The 17,598-nt window shown below is 71.5% G+C and carries 18 protein-coding genes; 9 read left to right on the forward strand and 9 right to left on the reverse strand.

From position 1 onward, the window contains the following. Positions 1-11: 11 nt before the first annotated feature. Genes AC5RVZ_RS28310 through paaA form a run of 6 tightly spaced genes read right to left on the reverse strand, consistent with a single transcriptional unit; the run spans position 12 to position 4,594 of the window. Positions 12-773 carry an enoyl-CoA hydratase/isomerase family protein gene (locus AC5RVZ_RS28310; RefSeq protein WP_494068958.1) on the reverse strand — a complete coding sequence of 254 codons (762 nt, stop codon included), beginning with the start codon at positions 771-773 and terminating at the stop codon, positions 12-14. Positions 774-789: 16 nt separating this feature from the next. Next, positions 790-1,950, reverse strand: a complete 1,161-nt coding sequence (paaE, locus tag AC5RVZ_RS28315) for a 1,2-phenylacetyl-CoA epoxidase subunit PaaE (protein ID WP_494068959.1) — start codon at positions 1,948-1,950, stop codon at positions 790-792. Beyond that, positions 1,950-2,498: a 1,2-phenylacetyl-CoA epoxidase subunit PaaD gene (gene paaD, locus AC5RVZ_RS28320; protein ID WP_494068960.1), complete on the reverse strand. Its 549-nt coding sequence runs from the start codon at positions 2,496-2,498 to the stop codon at positions 1,950-1,952. The genes paaE and paaD overlap by 1 nt, the downstream gene beginning before the upstream one ends. Then, complete coding sequence (gene paaC, locus AC5RVZ_RS28325) at positions 2,492-3,322, reverse strand: 1,2-phenylacetyl-CoA epoxidase subunit PaaC (protein ID WP_494068961.1); 831 nt, start codon at positions 3,320-3,322, stop codon at positions 2,492-2,494. The genes paaD and paaC overlap by 7 nt, the downstream gene beginning before the upstream one ends. A 7-nt stretch (positions 3,323-3,329) precedes the next feature. Then, positions 3,330-3,635: a 1,2-phenylacetyl-CoA epoxidase subunit PaaB gene (paaB, locus tag AC5RVZ_RS28330; protein WP_494068962.1), complete on the reverse strand. Its 306-nt coding sequence runs from the start codon at positions 3,633-3,635 to the stop codon at positions 3,330-3,332. Continuing rightward, entirely contained in the window at positions 3,632-4,594 is a 963-nt protein-coding gene (gene paaA / locus AC5RVZ_RS28335) for a 1,2-phenylacetyl-CoA epoxidase subunit PaaA (RefSeq protein ID WP_494068963.1), read from the reverse strand. The genes paaB and paaA overlap by 4 nt, the downstream gene beginning before the upstream one ends. 54 nt (positions 4,595-4,648) lie before the next feature. Between paaA and AC5RVZ_RS28340 the strand changes: the two genes are divergently transcribed. Continuing rightward, positions 4,649-5,278: a TetR/AcrR family transcriptional regulator gene (locus tag AC5RVZ_RS28340; RefSeq protein WP_494068964.1), complete on the forward strand. Its 630-nt coding sequence runs from the start codon at positions 4,649-4,651 to the stop codon at positions 5,276-5,278. Between the two features lie 12 nt (positions 5,279-5,290). Here the strand turns inward: AC5RVZ_RS28340 and paaZ are convergent, their stop codons facing one another. After that, a complete protein-coding gene (gene paaZ, locus AC5RVZ_RS28345; protein WP_494068965.1) occupies positions 5,291-7,384 on the reverse strand; it encodes a phenylacetic acid degradation bifunctional protein PaaZ in 2,094 nt (697 codons plus the stop codon). Beyond that, a complete protein-coding gene (locus AC5RVZ_RS28350; RefSeq protein WP_494068966.1) occupies positions 7,381-8,127 on the reverse strand; it encodes an enoyl-CoA hydratase/isomerase family protein in 747 nt (248 codons plus the stop codon). Before AC5RVZ_RS28350 ends, paaZ begins: the two co-directional genes overlap by 4 nt. 112 nt (positions 8,128-8,239) lie before the next feature. On the opposite strand from AC5RVZ_RS28350, the gene paaI reads away from it, so the two are divergent. Further along, complete coding sequence (paaI, locus tag AC5RVZ_RS28355) at positions 8,240-8,656, forward strand: hydroxyphenylacetyl-CoA thioesterase PaaI (protein WP_494068967.1); 417 nt, start codon at positions 8,240-8,242, stop codon at positions 8,654-8,656. A 183-nt stretch (positions 8,657-8,839) separates the two neighbouring features. Here the strand turns inward: paaI and AC5RVZ_RS28360 are convergent, their stop codons facing one another. Continuing rightward, positions 8,840-10,222, reverse strand: coding sequence for an MFS transporter (locus AC5RVZ_RS28360; protein WP_494068968.1), 1,383 nt, complete (start codon positions 10,220-10,222; stop codon positions 8,840-8,842). Between the two features lie 120 nt (positions 10,223-10,342). Here AC5RVZ_RS28360 and AC5RVZ_RS28365 point away from each other — a divergent pair, with 120 nt between their 5' ends. The 7 genes from AC5RVZ_RS28365 to AC5RVZ_RS28395 all read left to right on the forward strand — a co-directional run bounded on the left by AC5RVZ_RS28365 (position 10,343) and on the right by AC5RVZ_RS28395 (position 17,541). After that, the gene (locus AC5RVZ_RS28365) at positions 10,343-11,827 is read left to right on the forward strand and encodes a fumarylacetoacetate hydrolase family protein (RefSeq protein ID WP_494068969.1); all 1,485 of its coding nucleotides are present in this window, start codon (positions 10,343-10,345) and stop codon (positions 11,825-11,827) included. Next, positions 11,824-12,516 carry a GntR family transcriptional regulator gene (locus AC5RVZ_RS28370; RefSeq protein ID WP_494068970.1) on the forward strand — a complete coding sequence of 231 codons (693 nt, stop codon included), beginning with the start codon at positions 11,824-11,826 and terminating at the stop codon, positions 12,514-12,516. The genes AC5RVZ_RS28365 and AC5RVZ_RS28370 overlap by 4 nt, the downstream gene beginning before the upstream one ends. Positions 12,517-12,538: 22 nt before the next feature. After that, positions 12,539-14,101 (forward strand): 5-carboxymethyl-2-hydroxymuconate semialdehyde dehydrogenase, encoded by a 1,563-nt coding sequence (hpaE, locus tag AC5RVZ_RS28375; protein WP_494068971.1) that lies wholly within the window; start codon positions 12,539-12,541, stop codon positions 14,099-14,101. Between the two features lie 104 nt (positions 14,102-14,205). Next, complete coding sequence (gene hpaD / locus AC5RVZ_RS28380) at positions 14,206-15,372, forward strand: 3,4-dihydroxyphenylacetate 2,3-dioxygenase (protein ID WP_494068972.1); 1,167 nt, start codon at positions 14,206-14,208, stop codon at positions 15,370-15,372. Beyond that, entirely contained in the window at positions 15,372-16,157 is a 786-nt protein-coding gene (locus AC5RVZ_RS28385) for a 2-keto-4-pentenoate hydratase (protein ID WP_494069073.1), read from the forward strand. The genes hpaD and AC5RVZ_RS28385 overlap by 1 nt, the downstream gene beginning before the upstream one ends. After that, a complete protein-coding gene (locus AC5RVZ_RS28390; RefSeq protein WP_494068973.1) occupies positions 16,142-16,945 on the forward strand; it encodes an aldolase/citrate lyase family protein in 804 nt (267 codons plus the stop codon). The genes AC5RVZ_RS28385 and AC5RVZ_RS28390 overlap by 16 nt, the downstream gene beginning before the upstream one ends. A gap of 32 nt (positions 16,946-16,977) precedes the next feature. Continuing rightward, positions 16,978-17,541 (forward strand): hypothetical protein, encoded by a 564-nt coding sequence (locus tag AC5RVZ_RS28395; RefSeq protein WP_494068974.1) that lies wholly within the window; start codon positions 16,978-16,980, stop codon positions 17,539-17,541. Positions 17,542-17,598 lie beyond the last annotated feature (57 nt).

The raw sequence follows: 17,598 nt of genomic DNA on the forward strand, positions 1-17,598 counted from the left end.
AGGCGCCGTCCTCAGCGACCGGTGAAGCGCGGCGGCCGCTTCTGCTGGAAGGCCGCGAAGCCTTCGCGGTAGTCGGCGGTCGCGCGCAGCGCGTCCTGGGCGCGCGACTCCTCCGCGACGGCATCCCACAGCGTCGCATCGCGCAGCCGGGCGATCAGGCGCTTCGAAGCGACGAAGGCGGCGGTGGGCCCGGCGGCGACGCGCGCGGCGCGCTCGCGGGTGAACGCGACGACGCCCTCGGCGGGCAGCGCGCGGCTGAACAGGCCGCCCGCCACGGCCTCGGCACCCGACACCAGATCGCCGGTGTAGATGAGATCGAGTGCGCGGTGGGCGCCGAGGCGCTCGTACAGCAGCGCGTGCCCGCCGGAGTCCAGCATGGCGCCCAGGTTCGCGAACGGCGACCCGACCTTCGCCGTCTCGGACACGTAGACGACGTCGGTCGCGATCGCGAGCCCGAGACCCACCCCCAGGCACGCACCGTGCACGGCGGCGAACGTCGGCGCCGGGAAGATCGCGATCCGGCGCATCACCTGCTCCACGGCTCCGAGATAGCCGGGGACGTCGTCGGTTTCGGGATCGACGCCGGCGATGTCGCGTCCGGCGCAGAACGCCCGCCCTTCCCCGCGCAGCACGAGCGCACGCGCCCCGGATGCCTCCGCCGACGCGTAGGCGGCATCCAGATCCCGCAGCGCATCCAGTGACAGCGCATTGAGCTTCCCGGGGGCCGCGAGCACGATCTCGGCCACGGCGTCCGTCACGGAGAGCTCGATCATGGATGTCCTCTCGTCGTCACGCGTCCCAGTCGACGCTCACGGTGTCGCTCGTGGGAACGGACTGGCAGGTCAGGATGAGCCCACGCGCCAGTTCGTCGGGTTCGAGCGCGTGGTTCTGCGCCATGTCGACGGTGCCCTCGCGCAGCACGGCTCGACAGGTGCCGCACACGCCGCCCGCACACGCGAAGGGCACGTCGCCGCGGGTGCGGAGGGCCGCGGCGAGGATCGTCTCGCGTGCCGACACCGGCGTCGTGACGGTTCCCGTCGTGCCGTCGAGCCGGAAGGAGATGGTCCGCACGGGTTCGCCCGGCGCCGCCTCGACCGGTGGCGGGACGGTTCCCCGTCGGTCCTCGGCACGCCCGGTGGAGAAGAGCTCGACGCGGATGGCGGACGCGTCGACGCCGAGGCGCAGGAGGACCGCCCGCGCCCGCTCGACGAGTTCGAACGGCCCGCACAGGAACCACTCGTCGATGAGGTCGGCGCGCAGCACCCGTGTCAGCAGCGTCTCCAGCCGCCGCTCGTCCAGGCGCCCCGAGAAGAGGTCCGCGGGCCGGCGCTCGCGCGTCAGCACGTGATGGAGGGCGAGTCGCGAGGGGAACCGGTCCTTGAGGTCGGCGAGATCGTCGAGGAACATCGCGTCGCCCGCCGTGCGGTTGGAGTAGACGAGGTCGAACGTGTCGTCGGGGCGCTCCCCCAGGTGGTGCTCGATGAGCGCCATCACGGGCGTGATGCCGGACCCGGCCGCGATGGCGGCGAAGTGCGCCGGCCTTTCGTACCGCCCGTGGGGGGTGAAGTGCCCGTCCGGGCTCATCACCTCCACGACATCGCCGGCGGCGAGGTGCTCGACCGCCCACGTCGAGAACGCTCCGCCGCGCTCCCGCTTGATCGCCACGCGGATGGAGCTTCCGCGGGCGGCGTCGCCCGGCGAAGGCGCGCGGCACAGCGAGTAGCTGCGGCGCACCTCGTCGCCGTCGATCGTCATCCGCAACGCGACATGCTGACCGGGACGGTACTCGAACGCGCCCGCCAGCTCCGGCGGCACCGCGAACGTCACCTCGATCGCCTCCGGGGTGAGGGGCCGGACGGCTTCCACCCGGAGCGGATGGAACACCGCCCGTCGCCGTGCTCCCTCCGCGGCCGCCGCCGGCGGCGCCGCCGTTCCCACAGCGTCGGGCATCACAGCTCCTTGAAGCGGTCGAACGGCTCGCCGCAGCTCTGGCACTGCCACAGCGCCTTGCACGACGTCGACCCGTACCGGGACACCTCGCGCGTGTGCAGCGAACCGCAGCGCGGGCACCGGATGCCGAGCCCCAGGGTGACCGCCCCCTCCGCCGTGCGGCGACGCGGTGGGGCGATGCCGAACTCCTCGAGCTTGCGGCGCCCCGCGTCGCTCATCCAGTCGGTCGTCCAGGCCGGGCTGAGGACCACCTCGACCCGCGCGCGGCGGCCCTCCGTGGCGAGCGCCGACAGGATGTCGGCGCGCAGCGCCTCGATCGCGGGGCATCCGGAGTACGTCGGGGTGATCCGCACGACCGCGACGTCCCCGTCCAGCTCGACGCCGCGCAGCACGCCCAGGTCGGCGATGGTGAGGACCGGCACCTCGGGGTCGACGACGCCGGCCGCGACATCCCAGATCGCCGCGCGGTCCGGATCCTCCGGGCGCGGTCGCGCCTCCCGCTCGAGCGGGCCGGACGCCACGGGGGCGGCAGCACCGAGGGTCACCATGTCGCTCCCGGGTGCGCGCGAGCCAGCACCTGCATCTCGCCGATCAGCCGGCCGAAGGACTCGGAGTGGCGGCCGGCGCGCCCGCCGCCCGCCGCGAACGGCGCGTCGGGGACCGGAAGACCGGCGTCCGCGAGGGTGGCCTGCACCGCGGTGAGGACCTCGTCGCGGAGCTCCTCCGGCGGGACCGCCACGCCGGCGCGCCCGTTCTCGGCGAGGGCGACGACGGCGGGGTCCGAGTCGAACAGCTCCCCCACGAACGGCCACAGGTCCCACAGGGCGCGCGTCATCCGACCATGCGACTCATCGGTCCCGAGGCCGAGGCGAAGGGTCCACAGCGTCGCGTGCTCGGCGTGGTAGGCGACTTCCTTCACCGCCTTCGTCGCGATGGCCGCGAGCATGGCGTCCTGCGACGAGGCAAGCCGCCGGTACAGCGCTCCGAAGTAGAGCGAGGCGACGAGCTGACGGAGGACGGTGAAGGCGAAGTCCAGACCGCCGGCCGCGCCGTTCGGCAGCTCGAACAGCCAGCGGCTGCGGAACTGCGGCTCGTCCCGGAAGTAGGCCAGATCGTCCTCGGTCTCGCCCCAGGCCGACCCCGCGTAGGTGAGGAGGGCGCGCGCGTGGCCGAGCAGATCGAGCGCGATGTTGCCCAGGGCGACATCCTCCTCGAGCTCGGGGGCGCACGAGATCCACTCCCCCAGGCGCTGTGCCAGCACCAGCGCGTCGTCGCCGAGCCCCAGGGCGTAGCGTGCGACCTCCTCGGGCGCCGGCGCGGGGGCCGCGGCGGACGCGTCGGCGAGGTGCAGGATCGAGAGCCGGTCGGTCACGGCGTCCTCACAGGTGCGGCACGTCGGCCGAGGCCGTGTAGGCCGTCGGGTAGCGGTAGTCCTTGCCCTGCGGCGACTCGAAGAACGCGCCGCGGGCGTCGGGATCGCTCGCGGCGATCGCCGCCGAGGGAACGACCCAGATCGACACGCCCTCGCCGCGACGGGTGTAGAGGTCTCGCGCGTTGTGCAGCGCCAGCTGCGCGTCCGGCGCGTGCAGCGAGCCCGCGTGCACGTGCGACAGCCCGCGCGATGAGCGGACGAACACCTCCCACAGCGGCCAGGTCTCGCGGGCGTCGCCACCGGGTGCGGTCATGACGCCACCTCCGAGAGCTGCCGCCCGGCGTAGGCGCGCGCCGCGTCCCTGACCCACGCACCGTCCTCGTGCGCCCGGCGGCGCTTGCCCAGACGGATGCTGTTGGCCTGGCCGCGCCCCGACAGCACGGCGCGGAACTCGTCCCAGTCCAGCGCGCCGTGATCCCAGTGCCCGCGCAGCTCGTTCCACCGCAGGTCCGGGTCGGGAAGCGTCACCCCGAGGATCTCGGCCTGCGGCACGATCATGTCCACGAAGCGCTGCCGCAGCTCGTCGTTGGAGAACCGCTTGATGTTCCACGCCATCGACTGCGCGGAGTTGGGCGAGGCGTCGTCGGGCGGCCCGAACATCATCAGAGCGGGCGCGTACCAGCGGTCGACCGACTCCTGCGCCATCGCGCGCTGCTCGTCCGTGCCGTTCATCAGGGCCAGCAGGATCTCGAACCCCTGCCGCTGATGGAACGACTCCTCCTTGCAGATGCGGATCATCGCCCGCGCGTACGGTCCGTAGGACGCCCGGCACAGCGGCACCTGGTTGCAGATCGCCGCACCGTCCACGAGCCAGCCGATCGAGCCCATATCGGCCCACGAGGGAGTCAGGTAGTTGAAGATCGACGAGTACTTCGCCGTGCCGCTGAGCAGCTGCTCGTACATCTCCTCGCGTGTGATCCCGAGGGTCTGGGCGGCGGAGTAGAGATACAGGCCGTGCCCGGCCTCGTCCTGGACCTTCGCCATGAGGATCGCCTTGCGCTGCAGGCTGGGCGCGCGCGTGATCCAGTTGCCCTCCGGCTGCATGCCGATGATCTCCGAGTGCGCGTGCTGCGAGATCTGCCGGATCAGCGTGCGGCGATAGGCATCCGGCATCCAGTCGGTCGGCTCGACCTTCTCGTCGGCCGCGATCAGCTCCTCGAAGCGCGCCCGCCCGAGCTCATCGACGTCGGGAGCGAGGGTCGCCGTGTTCATGCGCGCCTCCTTGCGCTACTTACCGTTCGTTCAGTAATGCTACTCTTGTCACCCATGACGGGCAACACGCCCCCCGCGGCGACGGCCTTCCGCCGCGGCAACGGACGCACCGATCGGCCCCCTTACGACCTCGATGCGGTGCTCGAGATCGCCGTCGCGACCTTCAACGAGCGCGGCTACGAGGCCACATCGATCAGCGTCCTCGCCGAGCGCCTGGGCACCAGCAAGTCGGCCCTGTACTACCACGTCAGCGGCAAGGAGGAGCTGCTCCAGCGCGCGCTGGACCGCGCCCTCGGCGAGCTGGAGTCCGTGCTCGAAGCGGCCGGCGCGCTCGACGCCGGCGCGGCGGACCGCCTGGAGTCCGTGCTGCGCGGCGCCGTCCGGGTCCTCGTCGCCGAGCTCCCCTTCGTGACGCTCCTGCTGCGCGTCCGGGGCAACACCGACGTCGAGCGCGACGCCGTCCGACGCCGGCGCGAGTTCGACCATCGCGTGTCGCAGCTCGTCCACGCGGCGCAGGCCGAGGGGTCGCTGCGCGCCGACCTCGACGCGGGCACGACCTCGCGTCTGCTGTTCGGCATGATCAACTCGATCGTGGAGTGGTACCGCCCCGGCGGCGCCCTGGACGGCGAGGCTCTCGCGGACGCCACCGTGTCGGTCGCGCTCGACGGCCTGCGCGCCCGCTGAACGGGAACGGCGCTACTCCTTGGCGACCAGAGTCAGGACGTCGTAGGTCGCCACCACTTCGTCCCGCTGATTCACCAGCACCGCATCCCACCGGACCTCGCCGTACTCCTCGCTCTCGCGCGGGCTGATCTGCTCGGCGGTGAGCGTCACACGCACCTCGTCGCCCGGTGAGACCGGCGTGATGAAGCGCAGGTTCTCCAGGCCGTAGTTCGCCAGCACCGGGCCGGGAGCGGGATCGACGAACAGGCCGGCCGCCCACGACAGCAGCAGGTACCCGTGTGCGACGCGCCCGGGGAAGAACGGGTTCGCCGCGGCAGCCGCCTCATCCATGTGCGCATAGAAGCGGTCGCCGGTGAAGCCGGCGAAGTGCTCGATGTCCTCGAGCGTCACCGTGCGGGAAGGCGACGCGTACCGGTCGCCCACCCGCAGCGCCGCGAGCGGCTTGCGGAAGGGATGGATGCCTTCGTCCACGGCCGCCCCAGCACGCCACTGGCCGGTGAGTCTCGTCAGGACATCGGGCGAGCCCTGCAGCGCAGTCCGGCGCATGTAGTGCAGCACCGCGCGGATGCCGCCGAGCTCCTCGCCGCCGCCCGCGCGGCCCGGGCCGCCGTGCACGAGGTGCGGCATCGGAGAACCGTGACCCGTGGAGGTCCGCGCCACCGCGCCGTCGAGCACGAGCACGCGCCCGTGCCACGGCGAGATGCCGTCGACCAGGTGAGACACCGCCGCGGGGTCGGCCGAGCACACCGTCGCCACGAGAGACCCGCCGCCCAGATTGGCCAGGCGCACCGCGTCGTCCAGGTCGGTGTAGCCGAGCACCGAGGCGACCGGGCCGAACGCCTCGATCTCGTGGACCGCCGGCGCGGACGGGTCGGCGAACCGCAGCAGGATCGGTGCGACGAACGCGCCGTCCGCGGCGACGCCGACCGAGCCGTCCGCGAGGAGCACCTCGGGGTCTTCGAGCGATCCCACGACGATCTCGCCGCCGCCGGCGACGAGGTCCATGACGCGCGCCCGCACCTCGTCGCGCTGGGCGAGCGAGGCCAGCGGCCCCATCGTCACCCCCTCGGCACGCGGGTCGCCGAGGACCACCTTCTTCGCCAGCCGCGCGCGCACGGCCTCGATGACGCTGTCGACGGATGCCTCGGGCACGATGATCCGCCGGATCGCGGTGCACTTCTGTCCGGCCTTGGCCGTCAGCTCCGTGACGACGGAGGCGACGAATGCTTCGAACTCGGCCGTGCCGGCGACGGCGTCCGGACCGAGCACGGCGGCGTTGACGGAGTCCGCCTCGGTCGTCAGGGCGACGCCGCGGACGACGACGGCGTCGTCGCGCCGCAGCATCCGCCCGGTCGAGGCCGACCCGGTGAAGCCGACGGCGTCCCGCGCGTCGAGGAGGTCGAGGAAGCCGTGCGCGGAGCCGATGGCCAGCTGCAGCGACCCATCGGGCAGCAGCCCGGATCGCACCATCACGCGCACGGCGGCTTCGGTCAGGTACGCCGTCGGGGTGGCGGGCTTGACGATCGTGGGCACACCGGCGAGGAACGCCGGGGCGAACTTCTCGAGCATGCCCCACACCGGGAAGTTGAACGCGTTGACCTGGAAGGCCACGCCGGCCAGGCGGGTCCACACGTGCTGACCCCCGAAGCTGCCGTCGCGCGACAGCGACTCGGGCGCCCCGTCGACGAGCACGTCGGTGTTGGGCAGCTCCCGCCGCCCCTTGGAGCCGTAGGTGAAGAGCACTCCGATGCCGCCGTCGACGTCGATCGCGCCGTCGCGCGGCGTGGCGCCGGTGCCGGCGCTCAGCGCGGACAGCTCCTCCTTCGCCGCGGTGAGCTCCTGCGCGAGAGCCTTGAGGATGAGGGCGCGCCGGTGGAACGACAGGGCCCCGAGGGATGGCTGGCCCACCGATCGCGCGTGGTCCACGGCGGCGGCGAGGTCCGGAGCCGCCCCCACCGTCGCGATGGGCGCGCCGGTGGCGGCATCCTGCAGCACCGTCGTGCGGGTGGTGTCGGGCGGTGTCCATCGGCCGGCGATGTAGCTCTCGAGGACGGCGACCTCCGCCTCGGTCGAGGACGCGGATCCGAGCGGTGTTCCCAGGGTCATGCGTTCTTCCTCTCGCGCCTGCCATCGAGCCAGGCCGTCATGCGCTCGTGCTTGGCCGGCGACCCGAAGCACTCGGCCTGCGCGGCGTCGGCCGCCGCGCGCGGGTCGTCGGTGGGATCGTCGATGAGGCGCTTGGTGTGCCGGAGCGCCAGAGGGTCCAGCGCCGCGATACGGTCCGCGAGCGCGTCCGCTGCGGCGTCAAGCTCCCCGGGCGGGTGGACGGAGACGACCAGTCCCGCCGCGTGCGCGTCGTCGGCGGCGAGGATCCGCCCGGCCAGCAGCATCTGCTTCGCGAGCGGCTCGCCCACCAGGCGCGGCAGACGCCACGTCGCTCCCGCGGCGGGGACGATCCCCAGCGACGGCTCGGGGCTGCCGAAGCGCGCGCGGTCGCTCGCGATCCGGAGATCTGCGGCGTACGCCAGCTCGGCTCCTCCGCCCAGCGCCCAGCCGTCGACGACCGCGATCACCGGCATCGGCAGGTGCGCGATGCGATCGAACAGCCGCGAGTTGATCCCCTCGAGCGCATCGGCCGGTGCGCGCTCGCGCAGCTCGGCGATGTCGGCGCCGCTCGCGAAGACCCCGCCGGCACCGGCGAGGAGGAGGACGCGGGGCGTGCGCTCGAGGTCCTCGCACACCGCGTGCAGCTCGTCGACCATCGCGCGGTCGATCGCGTTGCGCGCGTCGGGACGATGCAGCCGCACCCACATGCGGTCGGGCCGCTCCTCGCGCAGGATCGTGGGCATCGGCATCCGTTTCGTCGTCATCGACTCGGGCGTCGTGGATTACTGAACGCTCGTTCTGTACGATGATCGCACAGCGCCGCGGGTCGCTCAACGCTCCGCCGGGAGGATCCAGATGGACGACGTGTTCGCCACCGAGCACACGCGCCGCATGATCGCCGCCGACCCCGCGTCGGCCGCGCTCGGCATGTCGGTCGTCCGCGCGGAACCGGGCCGGGCCGTGGTGCGCATGAGCGTGCGGGCCGACATGCTCAACGGCTTCGCGGTGGCGCACGGGGGTGTGGTGTTCGCACTGGCCGACACCGCGCTCGCCCTCGCCGGCAACGAGACGGATGCCGTGACCCTGGTCGCCGGCGCCGACATCGTCTTCCTGTCGCCGGCACGCGAGGGCGACCAGCTGGAGGCGGTCGCCGATCGCCGTGCACTCGTCGGCCGCTCGGGCGTCTACGACGTGCGGGTCTCCACGGCGGATGGTCGCGTGATCGCCGAGGTGCGCGGCCGCACCCGCGTCACCCGACCCGCCGGGGACTGACGCCGGGCACGGCGCCTCGGCATCCGCTCCCGCGTCCCACTTACCGGGCGGCATGTCCCGAACAAGCGGCCAGAAGAGCCGCCGCAGCCGCAGAAGTGGGACACGCTCGCCTGCCGGGATGCCCCGGACGTGACGACGGGGCGGAGCCGACCGGCCCCGCCCCGCCCCGTCGACATCGACGACTCAGGCCTTGGCCACCCCGTAGATGGGGCTCTTCTCCTGCTCGGCCTCGTGCTCGGGACCCAGAGGGATGCCGGACCGGTCGCGCAGCAGCAGTGTGGCGATGAGCCCCAGCACCGTCATGCCGGCGAGGTACCACGTCACCGACATCGTCGTGCCGGTCGCCTGCACCAGCGCCGTGGCGATCGTCGGCGCGAACGCGCCGCCGAGGATCGCGCCGATCGCGTACGAGATGGACACGCCGGAGAACCGGATCGAGGCGGGGAACAGCTCCGAGTACAGCGCCGCCTGGGGGCCGTAGGTGAAGCCGAGACCGATCGTGAGGATGGCAAGGCCGAGGAACAGCAGCCAGATGCTGCCGGTGTTGACCAGGGGGAACAGCGTGAAGACGCCCACGAGCTGGAGGATCCAGCCGACGATGTAGGTGGTGCGCCGTCCGATGCGGTCCGAGATGACCCCCGCGGCGAAGGTCGACAGCAGCCACGTCACGGCCGAGCCGGCGACGGCCCACAGGACCGGTCCGCGCTCGAGCGCCAGCGGGCCCTCGGGGTTGGTGGAGTAGTTCTGGATGTAGCCGCCGGTCGTCATGTAGCCGACCGCGTTGTTCCCCGCGAAGACGAAGGCCGCGATGATCACCAGGAGCACGTGCTTGCGGAACAGCTGCACGATCGGCATCCGCGCCTTCTCCTTGCGCTCGGCGAGCTCGGCGAACACCGGGCTCTCCTCGACGCGACGGCGGACGTACCAGCCGACGAGGATGAGCACCACGCTCAACAGGAACGGCACGCGCCAGCCCCACGCGACGAAGGCATCCCCGGGGGCGATCATCGCCATGAGGGCCATCACGCCGGATGCCAGCAGCAGGCCCAGCGGCACGCCGATCTGAGGCGACGCGCCGAAGGCGCCGCGGCGGGGCCGGGGCGCGTGCTCGACCGCCATGAGCACGGCGCCGCCCCATTCACCGCCGGCAGACAGGCCCTGCAGGATGCGCAGCAGCACCAGGAGGATCGGCGCTGCGACGCCGATCGCCTCGTAGGTGGGGAGGATGCCGATGAGCGCCGTCGCCGCTCCCATGAGGATGAGCGTCCACATCAGCACGACCTTGCGTCCGTACTTGTCGCCGAAGTGACCGGCGAGGAACGCGCCGAGCGGACGGAAGAGGAAGCTCACGCCGACCGTCGCGAACGAGATCAGGACGCTGTTGGCGCCCAGCGGCGCGAAGAACAGCTGCCCGAAGACCAGGCCCGCCGCGGAGGCGTAGATGAAGAAGTCGTACCACTCCACGGTGGTGCCGACCACCGTGGCGAAGACCACGCGTCGGCGGTCGGCCGCCGAGGCGATCGTGCCGGTCGGCGTGAAGCCACCGGCGGGCTGGGATGTGCTCATGTGCATGACTCCTGTGTCGAGCGTGACATCAATGTCACCGGCGGCGGCTTCGGGAGCGCCTTGCCCGGTGTGCTGTGATCATATACGATTTCGGATACGACGCAACAGTGAGGATGCTTCATGGACGGAACGACGGCGACCGCGGATCCCCGCTTCGCAGCCCTCCCCGCCCGCCCGGGAAAGATCATCGCGATCCACCTCAGCTACGCCTCCCGCGCGGATCAGCGGGGGCGCCGCCCGCAGCATCCGTCGTACTTCTTCAAGCCGTCCAGCTCCGTCGCGGCATCGGGCGGCACGATCGAGCGTCCTGCGGGCACCCAGCTGCTGGCGTTCGAAGGCGAGATCGCGCTCGTCATCGGGCGGCCGGCCCGACGGATCGCCCTTGCGGACGCGTGGGATCATGTCGCCTGGGTGACCGCCGCAAACGACTTCGGCCTGTACGACCTGCGCGCGAACGACAAGGGGTCGAACGTGCGGTCCAAGGGCGGCGACGGGTACACGCCGATCGGCCCGTCGCTGCTGGATGCCCGCGGCATCGATCCGCGGTCGCTGCGGGTGCGGACCTGGCTCAACGGCGCGCCGGTGCAGGACGACACGTCCGCGGGCATGATCTTCTCGCTCGAGCAGCTCGTCGCCGATCTCTCCCAGCACTTCACGCTCGAGCCGGGCGATGTCATCCTCACCGGCACCCCTGCGGGCTCCTCCGTCGCCGTCCCGGGCGACGTCGTCGAGGTCGAGGTCGATGTGGCGGGCGGTCCGTCGACCGGGCGCCTGGTCACCACCGTGGTGCAGGGCGAGGTCCCCTTCGATCCCGAGCTCGGCTCGCTCCCCTCGGCCGACGATCTGCAGCGCACCGAGGCCTGGGGCTCCCGGGAGGCCGCGGGACTGCCGCCCGAGTGGCGTCTGGGCGAAGAGCTCCGCGCCAAGCTCGCGGCCGCACCCGTCGCGGGCCTGTCGCTGCAGCTGCGCAGACGCGGCCTGAACAACGTGCACATCGACGGCGTCCGGCCGCTGCGTCCGGGGACGAAGCTCGTCGGCACGGCGCGCACCCTCCGCTTCGTGCCCAACCGCGAGGACCTGTTCGACAGCCACGGCGGCGGCTACAACGCGCAGAAGCGGGTCTTCGACGCGGTCGGCGACGGCGAGGTCATCGTCATCGAGGCGCGGGGCGAGACCGGCTCCGGAACGCTCGGCGACATCCTCGCCATCCGTGCGCACGCCCGCGGCGCGGCCGGCATCGTCACCGACGGCGGTGTGCGGGATGCCGCCGCCGTGGCCGCGGTCGGCATCCCGGTGTACTCGTCGGGAGCGCACCCCGCCGTGCTCGGCCGGAAGCACGTGCCGTGGGATGTCGACGCGACCGTCGCATGCGGCGGCACCACGGTGCAGCCGGGCGACGTCATCGTCGGCGACGACGACGGCGTCCTCGTCATCCCGCCGGCCCTCGTCGAGGAGGTCGTCGACGCGGCGCTCGCCCAGGAGGACGAGGACGCATGGATCGCCGCACGTGTCGCCGAGGGGCATCCGGTCGACGGCCTGTTCCCGATGAACGCCCAGTGGAGGTCCCGCTTCGCCGCTGCGCGGGAGGACGGAGGCTCGGCATGAAGGAGACCGAGGTCTCCGGCACGCTCAGCAAGTCGCAGCGGGCGTACCACTGGATCAAGGAGCGGATCGCGAAGCAGGAGTTCACCCCGGGCTACCGGCTGGTGCTCGGAGCCATCGCCGGTGAGCTCGACATGAGCGTGGTGCCGGTCCGCGAGGCCATCCGTCAGCTCGAGGCCGAGGGCCTGGTCATGTTCGAGCGGAACGTCGGCGCGCGGGTGTCGATGGTCGACGATTCGCAGTACCGCCACAGCATGCAGGCGCTGTCGATCCTCGAAGGCGCGGCCACCGCCCTCGCCGCGCGCCGTCTCACCGCCGACGACATCCGCAACGCCCGCCGCATCAACGACCTCATGATCGGCACGCTCGAGCACTTCGATCCGCGCGCCTTCACGGCGCTGAATCAGGAGTTCCACGCGGCGCTGTTCACCAAGTGCGCCAACCCGCGGATGCTCGAGCTCGTCAACGCCGAGTGGGCCCGCCTCGGCCACCTCCGCGACTCCACCTTCAGCTTCGTCCCGGGCCGCGCCCAGGAGTCGGTGCGCGAGCACGAGAACATCGTGCAGCTCATCGAGTCCGGCGCGCCCCTGGGCGAGATCGAGAAAGCCGCCCGCCGCCATCGCTCGGCGACCCTCGACGCCTACATGATCCACGAACACCCCGACGAGGCCTTGGGCCTTCCGGCGTTCTGAAATCTCCCCGAAGGAGCACACCATGACCGACACCGCCACCGCCCGAGCCTCCCGGCGCCGTCCGGCAGACCTGCCCGACCGTGTCCAGCACTACATCGACGGCGAGTTCGTCGACTCGCTCGACGGCGACACCTTCGACGTCCTCGACCCGGTCACCAACGAGACCTACCTCCGCGCCGCCGCCGGCAAGAAGGCCGACATCGACCGCGCCGTCGCGGCCGCGCGCCGCGCCTTCACCGACGGCCCGTGGCCTCGGATGCTGCCCCGCGAGCGATCCCGCGTGCTGCACCGGATCGCCGACATCGTCGAGTCCCGCGACGCCCGCCTGGCCGAGCTCGAGTCGTTCGATTCCGGCCTGCCGATCACGCAGGCGCTCGGTCAGGCCCGCCGGGCCGCGGAGAACTTCCGGTTCTTCGCCGACCTGATCGTGGCGCAGACCGACGACGCCTTCAAGGTGCCGGGCCGGCAGATGAACTACGTCAACCGCAAGCCGATCGGGGTCGCGGGGCTCATCACGCCGTGGAACACGCCGTTCATGCTCGAGTCGTGGAAGCTCGGTCCGGCGCTGGCGACCGGCAACACCGTCGTGCTGAAGCCGGCCGAGTTCACGCCGCTGTCGGCGTCGCTGTGGGCGGGCATCTTCGAGGAGGCGGGCCTGCCGCGGGGCGTCTTCAACCTCGTCAACGGCTTCGGCGAGGACGCCGGCGACGCCCTGGTCAAGCACCCCGACGTGCCCCTCATCTCCTTCACGGGCGAGAGCCGCACCGGGCAGATCATCTTCGCCAACGCCGCGCCGTACCTCAAGGGCCTGTCGATGGAGCTGGGCGGGAAGAGCCCGGCCGTCGTGTTCGCCGACGCCGACCTCGAGGCCGCGATCGACGCGACGATCTTCGGCGTGTTCTCGCTGAACGGCGAGCGCTGCACCGCCGGGTCGCGGATCCTCGTCGAGCGCCCGGTCTACGACGAGTTCGTCGAGCGCTATGCCGCCCAGGCCGAGCGCGTCATCGTGGGCTACCCCGACGACCCGGCCACCGAGGTCGGCGCGCTGGTGCACCCCGAGCACTACGACAAGGTGATGTCCTACATCGAGATCGGCAAGACCGAAGCGCGCCTCGTCGCCGGCGGCGGCCGCCCCGACGGCTTCGACACCGGCAACTTCGTGCGGCCCACCGTCTTCGCCGATGTCGCGCCCGACGCGCGGATCTTCCAGGAGGAGATCTTCGGGCCGGTCGTCGCCATCACGCCTTTCGACACCGACGAGGAGGCGCTCCAGCTGGCCAACGGCGTGAGGTACGGGCTCGCCGCCTACGTGTGGACCAACGACCTCAAGCGCGCGCACAACTTCTCGCAGGCGATCGAGGCCGGCATGGTGTGGCTGAACTCCAACAACGTGCGCGACCTCCGCACGCCGTTCGGCGGGGTGAAGGCCTCGGGGCTCGGCCACGAGGGCGGCTACCGCTCGATCGACTTCTACACCGACCAGCAGGCCGTGCACATCACGCTCGGACCGGCGCACAACCCGACCTTCGGCAAGTCGACGCCTGCCCCGGAGCAGGCCGAGGCCGCCGAGTCCGACGAGGGCTGAGCCCGCATTTCTCCGTCGAGCGAGCGAACCGAGACCCGACGCGCGCGTTTCGTCCCGGTCGCTTCCCTCCCTCGTTCGAGAACCAACACAAGCAAGGACGCGAAATGACCGACCGCAAGAACATGACCCTCACCTCCTCCGGCTTCTATGTGTCACAGGAGGCGCCGATCGACACCGACAACCCCGTGCCGACTCCCACGTCGCCGGCGCCCGACATCCTGCGCTGCGCGTACATGGAGCTCGTCGTCACCGACCTCGAGGCATCCCGCGCCTTCTACGTCGACGTCCTCGACCTCGTCGTCACCGAGGAGGACGAGGACACCGTCTACCTGCGCTCGATCGAGGAGTTCATCCACCACAACCTCGTGCTGCGGAAGGGCCCGGTGGCCGCGGTCGCGGCGTTCTCGTACCGCGTGCGCACGCCCGAAGACCTCGACAAGGCCGTCGCGTTCTACGAGGAGCTCGGCTGCGAAGTGCGGCGCAACCCGGAGGGCTTCACCAAGGGCATCGGCGACTCGGTCCGCGTCATCGACCCGCTGGGCTTCCCGTACGAGTTCTTCCACGACGTCGAGCACGTCGAGCGCCTCGCGTGGCGGTACGACCTCTACACCCCCGGAGCGCTGGTGCGCCTGGACCACTTCAACCAGGTGACGCCCGACGTGCCGCGCGCGGTGAAGTTCATGCAGGACCTCGGCTTCCGCGTCACCGAGGACATCCAGGACGACGAGGGAACCGTGTACGCGGCGTGGATGCGCCGCAAGCCCACCGTGCACGACACCGCGATGACCGGCGGCGACGGTCCGCGCATGCACCACGTCGCCTTCGCGACCCACGAGAAGCACAACATCCTCGCGATCTGCGACAAGCTCGGCGCGCTGCGCCGGTCGGACGCGATCGAGCGCGGCCCCGGCCGCCACGGCGTGTCGAACGCGTTCTACCTGTACCTGCGCGACCCCGACGGGCACCGCGTGGAGATCTACACGCAGGACTACTACACCGGCGACCCCGACAATCCGGTCGTCACGTGGGACGTCCACGACAACCAGCGGCGCGACTGGTGGGGCAATCCCGTGGTGCCGTCGTGGTACACCGAGGCCTCCCTCGTCCTCGACCTCGACGGCAACCCGCAGCCCGTCGTCGCCCGCACCGACACCTCCGAGATGGCCGTCACCATCGGCGCCGACGGCTTCTCGTACACCCGGGCCGGCGACAGCGCCGACGAGCTGCCGTCGTGGAAGCAGGGCGAGTACAAGCTCGGTCACCAGCTGTGATGCTGTCACCGGAGCAGATCGCCGCGATCGCGGATGAGCTCGCCGAGGCCGACAGGACCCACTCGGTGATCCCCCGGATCACCGCACGGTACCCCGAGGCGACGGTCGAGGACGCGTACGCGATCCAGGGCGTGTGGCGCGACAAGAACATCGCCGCCGGACGCCGCCTGGTGGGACGCAAGATCGGCCTCACCTCCAAAGCGATGCAGCAGGCGACTGGAATCACCGAGCCCGACTACGGCGTCATGTTCGACGACACGGTCTACCGGTCCGGCGCCGAGATCCCCGTCGAGCACTTCTCGAACGTGCGCATCGAGGTCGAGCTCGCGTTCGTGCTGAAGCAGCCGCTCGAGGGCCCGGACTGCACGCTCGAGGACGCACTGGCCGCCATCGACTACGCCGTGCCGGCGCTGGAGGTCCTCAACTCCCACATCGAGCTCGAGGGCCGCACCATCGTCGACACCATCGCCGACAACGCCGCCTACGGCGCGATGGTGCTCGGCGGGGTGCGCAAGCGCCCTGATGAGATCGACCTGCGCTGGGTGCCTGGCGTCCTGTCCCGCAACGGCGAGATCGAGGAGACGGGTGTCGCCGCCGGCGTGCTTGGCCACCCGGCGACCGGCGTGGCGTGGCTGGCCGACAAGTTCTGGCAGCACGGCGCTCGGCTCGAGGCGGGCGAGATCATCCTCGCCGGCTCGTTCACGCGCCCCATGTGGGTGTCGCGAGGCGATAGCGTGCTGTGCGACTACGGACCGATGGGAACGATCGCATGCCGCTTCGTCTGAACCCGACCTTCCGCGACGCCCTCGCCGAGGCATCCCGGCCTCTGGCGGGCATGTGGGTGTGCTCGGGGTCGCCGCTCATCGCGGAGATCTGCGCCGGAGCGGGCCTGGACTGGGTGCTCATCGACATGGAGCATTCGCCCAACGGTCTCGAGTCGGTGCTGGCTCAGCTCCAGGCTGTGAGCGCCTACCCGGGAACGGCCGTGGTGCGCGTGCCGATCGGCGACGTCGTGACGATCAAGCAGGTGCTCGATCTGGGCGCGCAGAATCTGCTCGTGCCGATGGTCTCCTCTCCAGCGGATGCCGAAGCCGCCGTCGCCGCCGTCCGCTATCCGCCCCGCGGCAACCGCGGCGTGGGCTCCGCCCTCGCCCGGTCCGCCCGGTGGAACCGCGTGGACGACTACCTGGCGAACGGCGACGAGCACGTGTCGCTCTTCGTGCAGATCGAGACCGCTGCGGGTGTCGAGGCCGCCGCCGAGATCGCCGCGGTCGACGGCGTCGACGGCGTGTTCGTCGGACCGAGCGACCTCGCCGCGTCGATGGGGCTGCTCGGACAGCAGACGCACCCCGACGTGGTGGCCGCCGTCCTGCGCACCTTCGAGGCCGTGCGGGCGGCCGGCAAGCCCGTCGGAGTGAACGCGTTCGATCCTGCTGCGGCGGAGTCGTACCTCGACGCCGGCGCGTCCTTCATCCTCGTCGGCGCCGACACCGCGCTCCTGGCCCGCGGTTCGGAGGCTCTCGCGGCGCGCTGGACGACGTCCGCCGAGGCCGCGGACCGCACCTCGTACTGACCCCGCCGCGCCGGGCGTGGCACAGTGAAGCCATGAAGAAGTGGATCGTCCGATTCGTCTCGCTGCTGGTCTTCAACGTGCTGGTGCTGCTCCTCATCGGCTTCCTCACGCCGGCACGCGTCGGCTGGGCGGCGCTGTGGGCGGGATTCGTCCTGACGGTGCTGGTGATCTGGATCAAGCCCCTCGTGACCCGCTGGTTCCGCTCGATCGCGGCGCGGTCGGCCGGGAACCGCACCCGCGCCGGCGAGAAGCTCGTCGAGCTCGTGCTCGCCCTCGCCGTCGCGCTCGTGATCTGGATCGGCACGGTCGTCCTCACGAGCGTGTCCGTAGGCGGCGGCCTGTTCGGCGGCTTCTGGGGCTACGTGCTGCCACCGGTCATCCTGCTGATCGGATGGGCGGTCTACGACGTCATCGACGACCGCGTCGAAGCGCGCGCGGGCGCTCTCTACGACCGGGCCGCCCGCGGCCGCCCCGCGGCGACGGATGCCTCCTCTCCGGCGATCCCCCGCCGCGAGGCATCCGCTTCCCGCCCGGTGTCGCACGACGGGCTGACCGACGAGCAGCGTCGCATGCTCGACGAACTCGGCAAGGGCTGAGTGTCGATTCGCGGCGGCCTCGATCGTCATGTCGATACAGGGCACTGACGAAAGGAA

Source organism: Arthrobacter sp. Cza30, from assembly GCF_059090765.1.

Coding starts and splice junctions, on each gene's coding strand:
- AC5RVZ_RS28385 (WP_494069073.1), top strand. CDS start 15,372: ATGCTGTCACCGGAGCAGATCGCCGCGATCGCGGATGAGCTCGCCGAG.
- paaE (WP_494068959.1), bottom strand. CDS start 1,950: ATGCCCGACGCTGTGGGAACGGCGGCGCCGCCGGCGGCGGCCGCGGAG.
- AC5RVZ_RS28340 (WP_494068964.1), top strand. CDS start 4,649: ATGACGGGCAACACGCCCCCCGCGGCGACGGCCTTCCGCCGCGGCAAC.
- AC5RVZ_RS28310 (WP_494068958.1), bottom strand. CDS start 773: ATGATCGAGCTCTCCGTGACGGACGCCGTGGCCGAGATCGTGCTCGCG.
- paaA (WP_494068963.1), bottom strand. CDS start 4,594: ATGAACACGGCGACCCTCGCTCCCGACGTCGATGAGCTCGGGCGGGCG.
- paaD (WP_494068960.1), bottom strand. CDS start 2,498: ATGGTGACCCTCGGTGCTGCCGCCCCCGTGGCGTCCGGCCCGCTCGAG.
- AC5RVZ_RS28350 (WP_494068966.1), bottom strand. CDS start 8,127: ATGCCCACGATCCTGCGCGAGGAGCGGCCCGACCGCATGTGGGTGCGG.
- paaZ (WP_494068965.1), bottom strand. CDS start 7,384: ATGACCCTGGGAACACCGCTCGGATCCGCGTCCTCGACCGAGGCGGAG.
- AC5RVZ_RS28395 (WP_494068974.1), top strand. CDS start 16,978: ATGAAGAAGTGGATCGTCCGATTCGTCTCGCTGCTGGTCTTCAACGTG.
- hpaD (WP_494068972.1), top strand. CDS start 14,206: ATGACCGACCGCAAGAACATGACCCTCACCTCCTCCGGCTTCTATGTG.
- AC5RVZ_RS28370 (WP_494068970.1), top strand. CDS start 11,824: ATGAAGGAGACCGAGGTCTCCGGCACGCTCAGCAAGTCGCAGCGGGCG.
- hpaE (WP_494068971.1), top strand. CDS start 12,539: ATGACCGACACCGCCACCGCCCGAGCCTCCCGGCGCCGTCCGGCAGAC.
- AC5RVZ_RS28390 (WP_494068973.1), top strand. CDS start 16,142: ATGCCGCTTCGTCTGAACCCGACCTTCCGCGACGCCCTCGCCGAGGCA.
- AC5RVZ_RS28365 (WP_494068969.1), top strand. CDS start 10,343: ATGGACGGAACGACGGCGACCGCGGATCCCCGCTTCGCAGCCCTCCCC.
- paaI (WP_494068967.1), top strand. CDS start 8,240: ATGGACGACGTGTTCGCCACCGAGCACACGCGCCGCATGATCGCCGCC.
- paaB (WP_494068962.1), bottom strand. CDS start 3,635: ATGACCGCACCCGGTGGCGACGCCCGCGAGACCTGGCCGCTGTGGGAG.
- AC5RVZ_RS28360 (WP_494068968.1), bottom strand. CDS start 10,222: ATGAGCACATCCCAGCCCGCCGGTGGCTTCACGCCGACCGGCACGATC.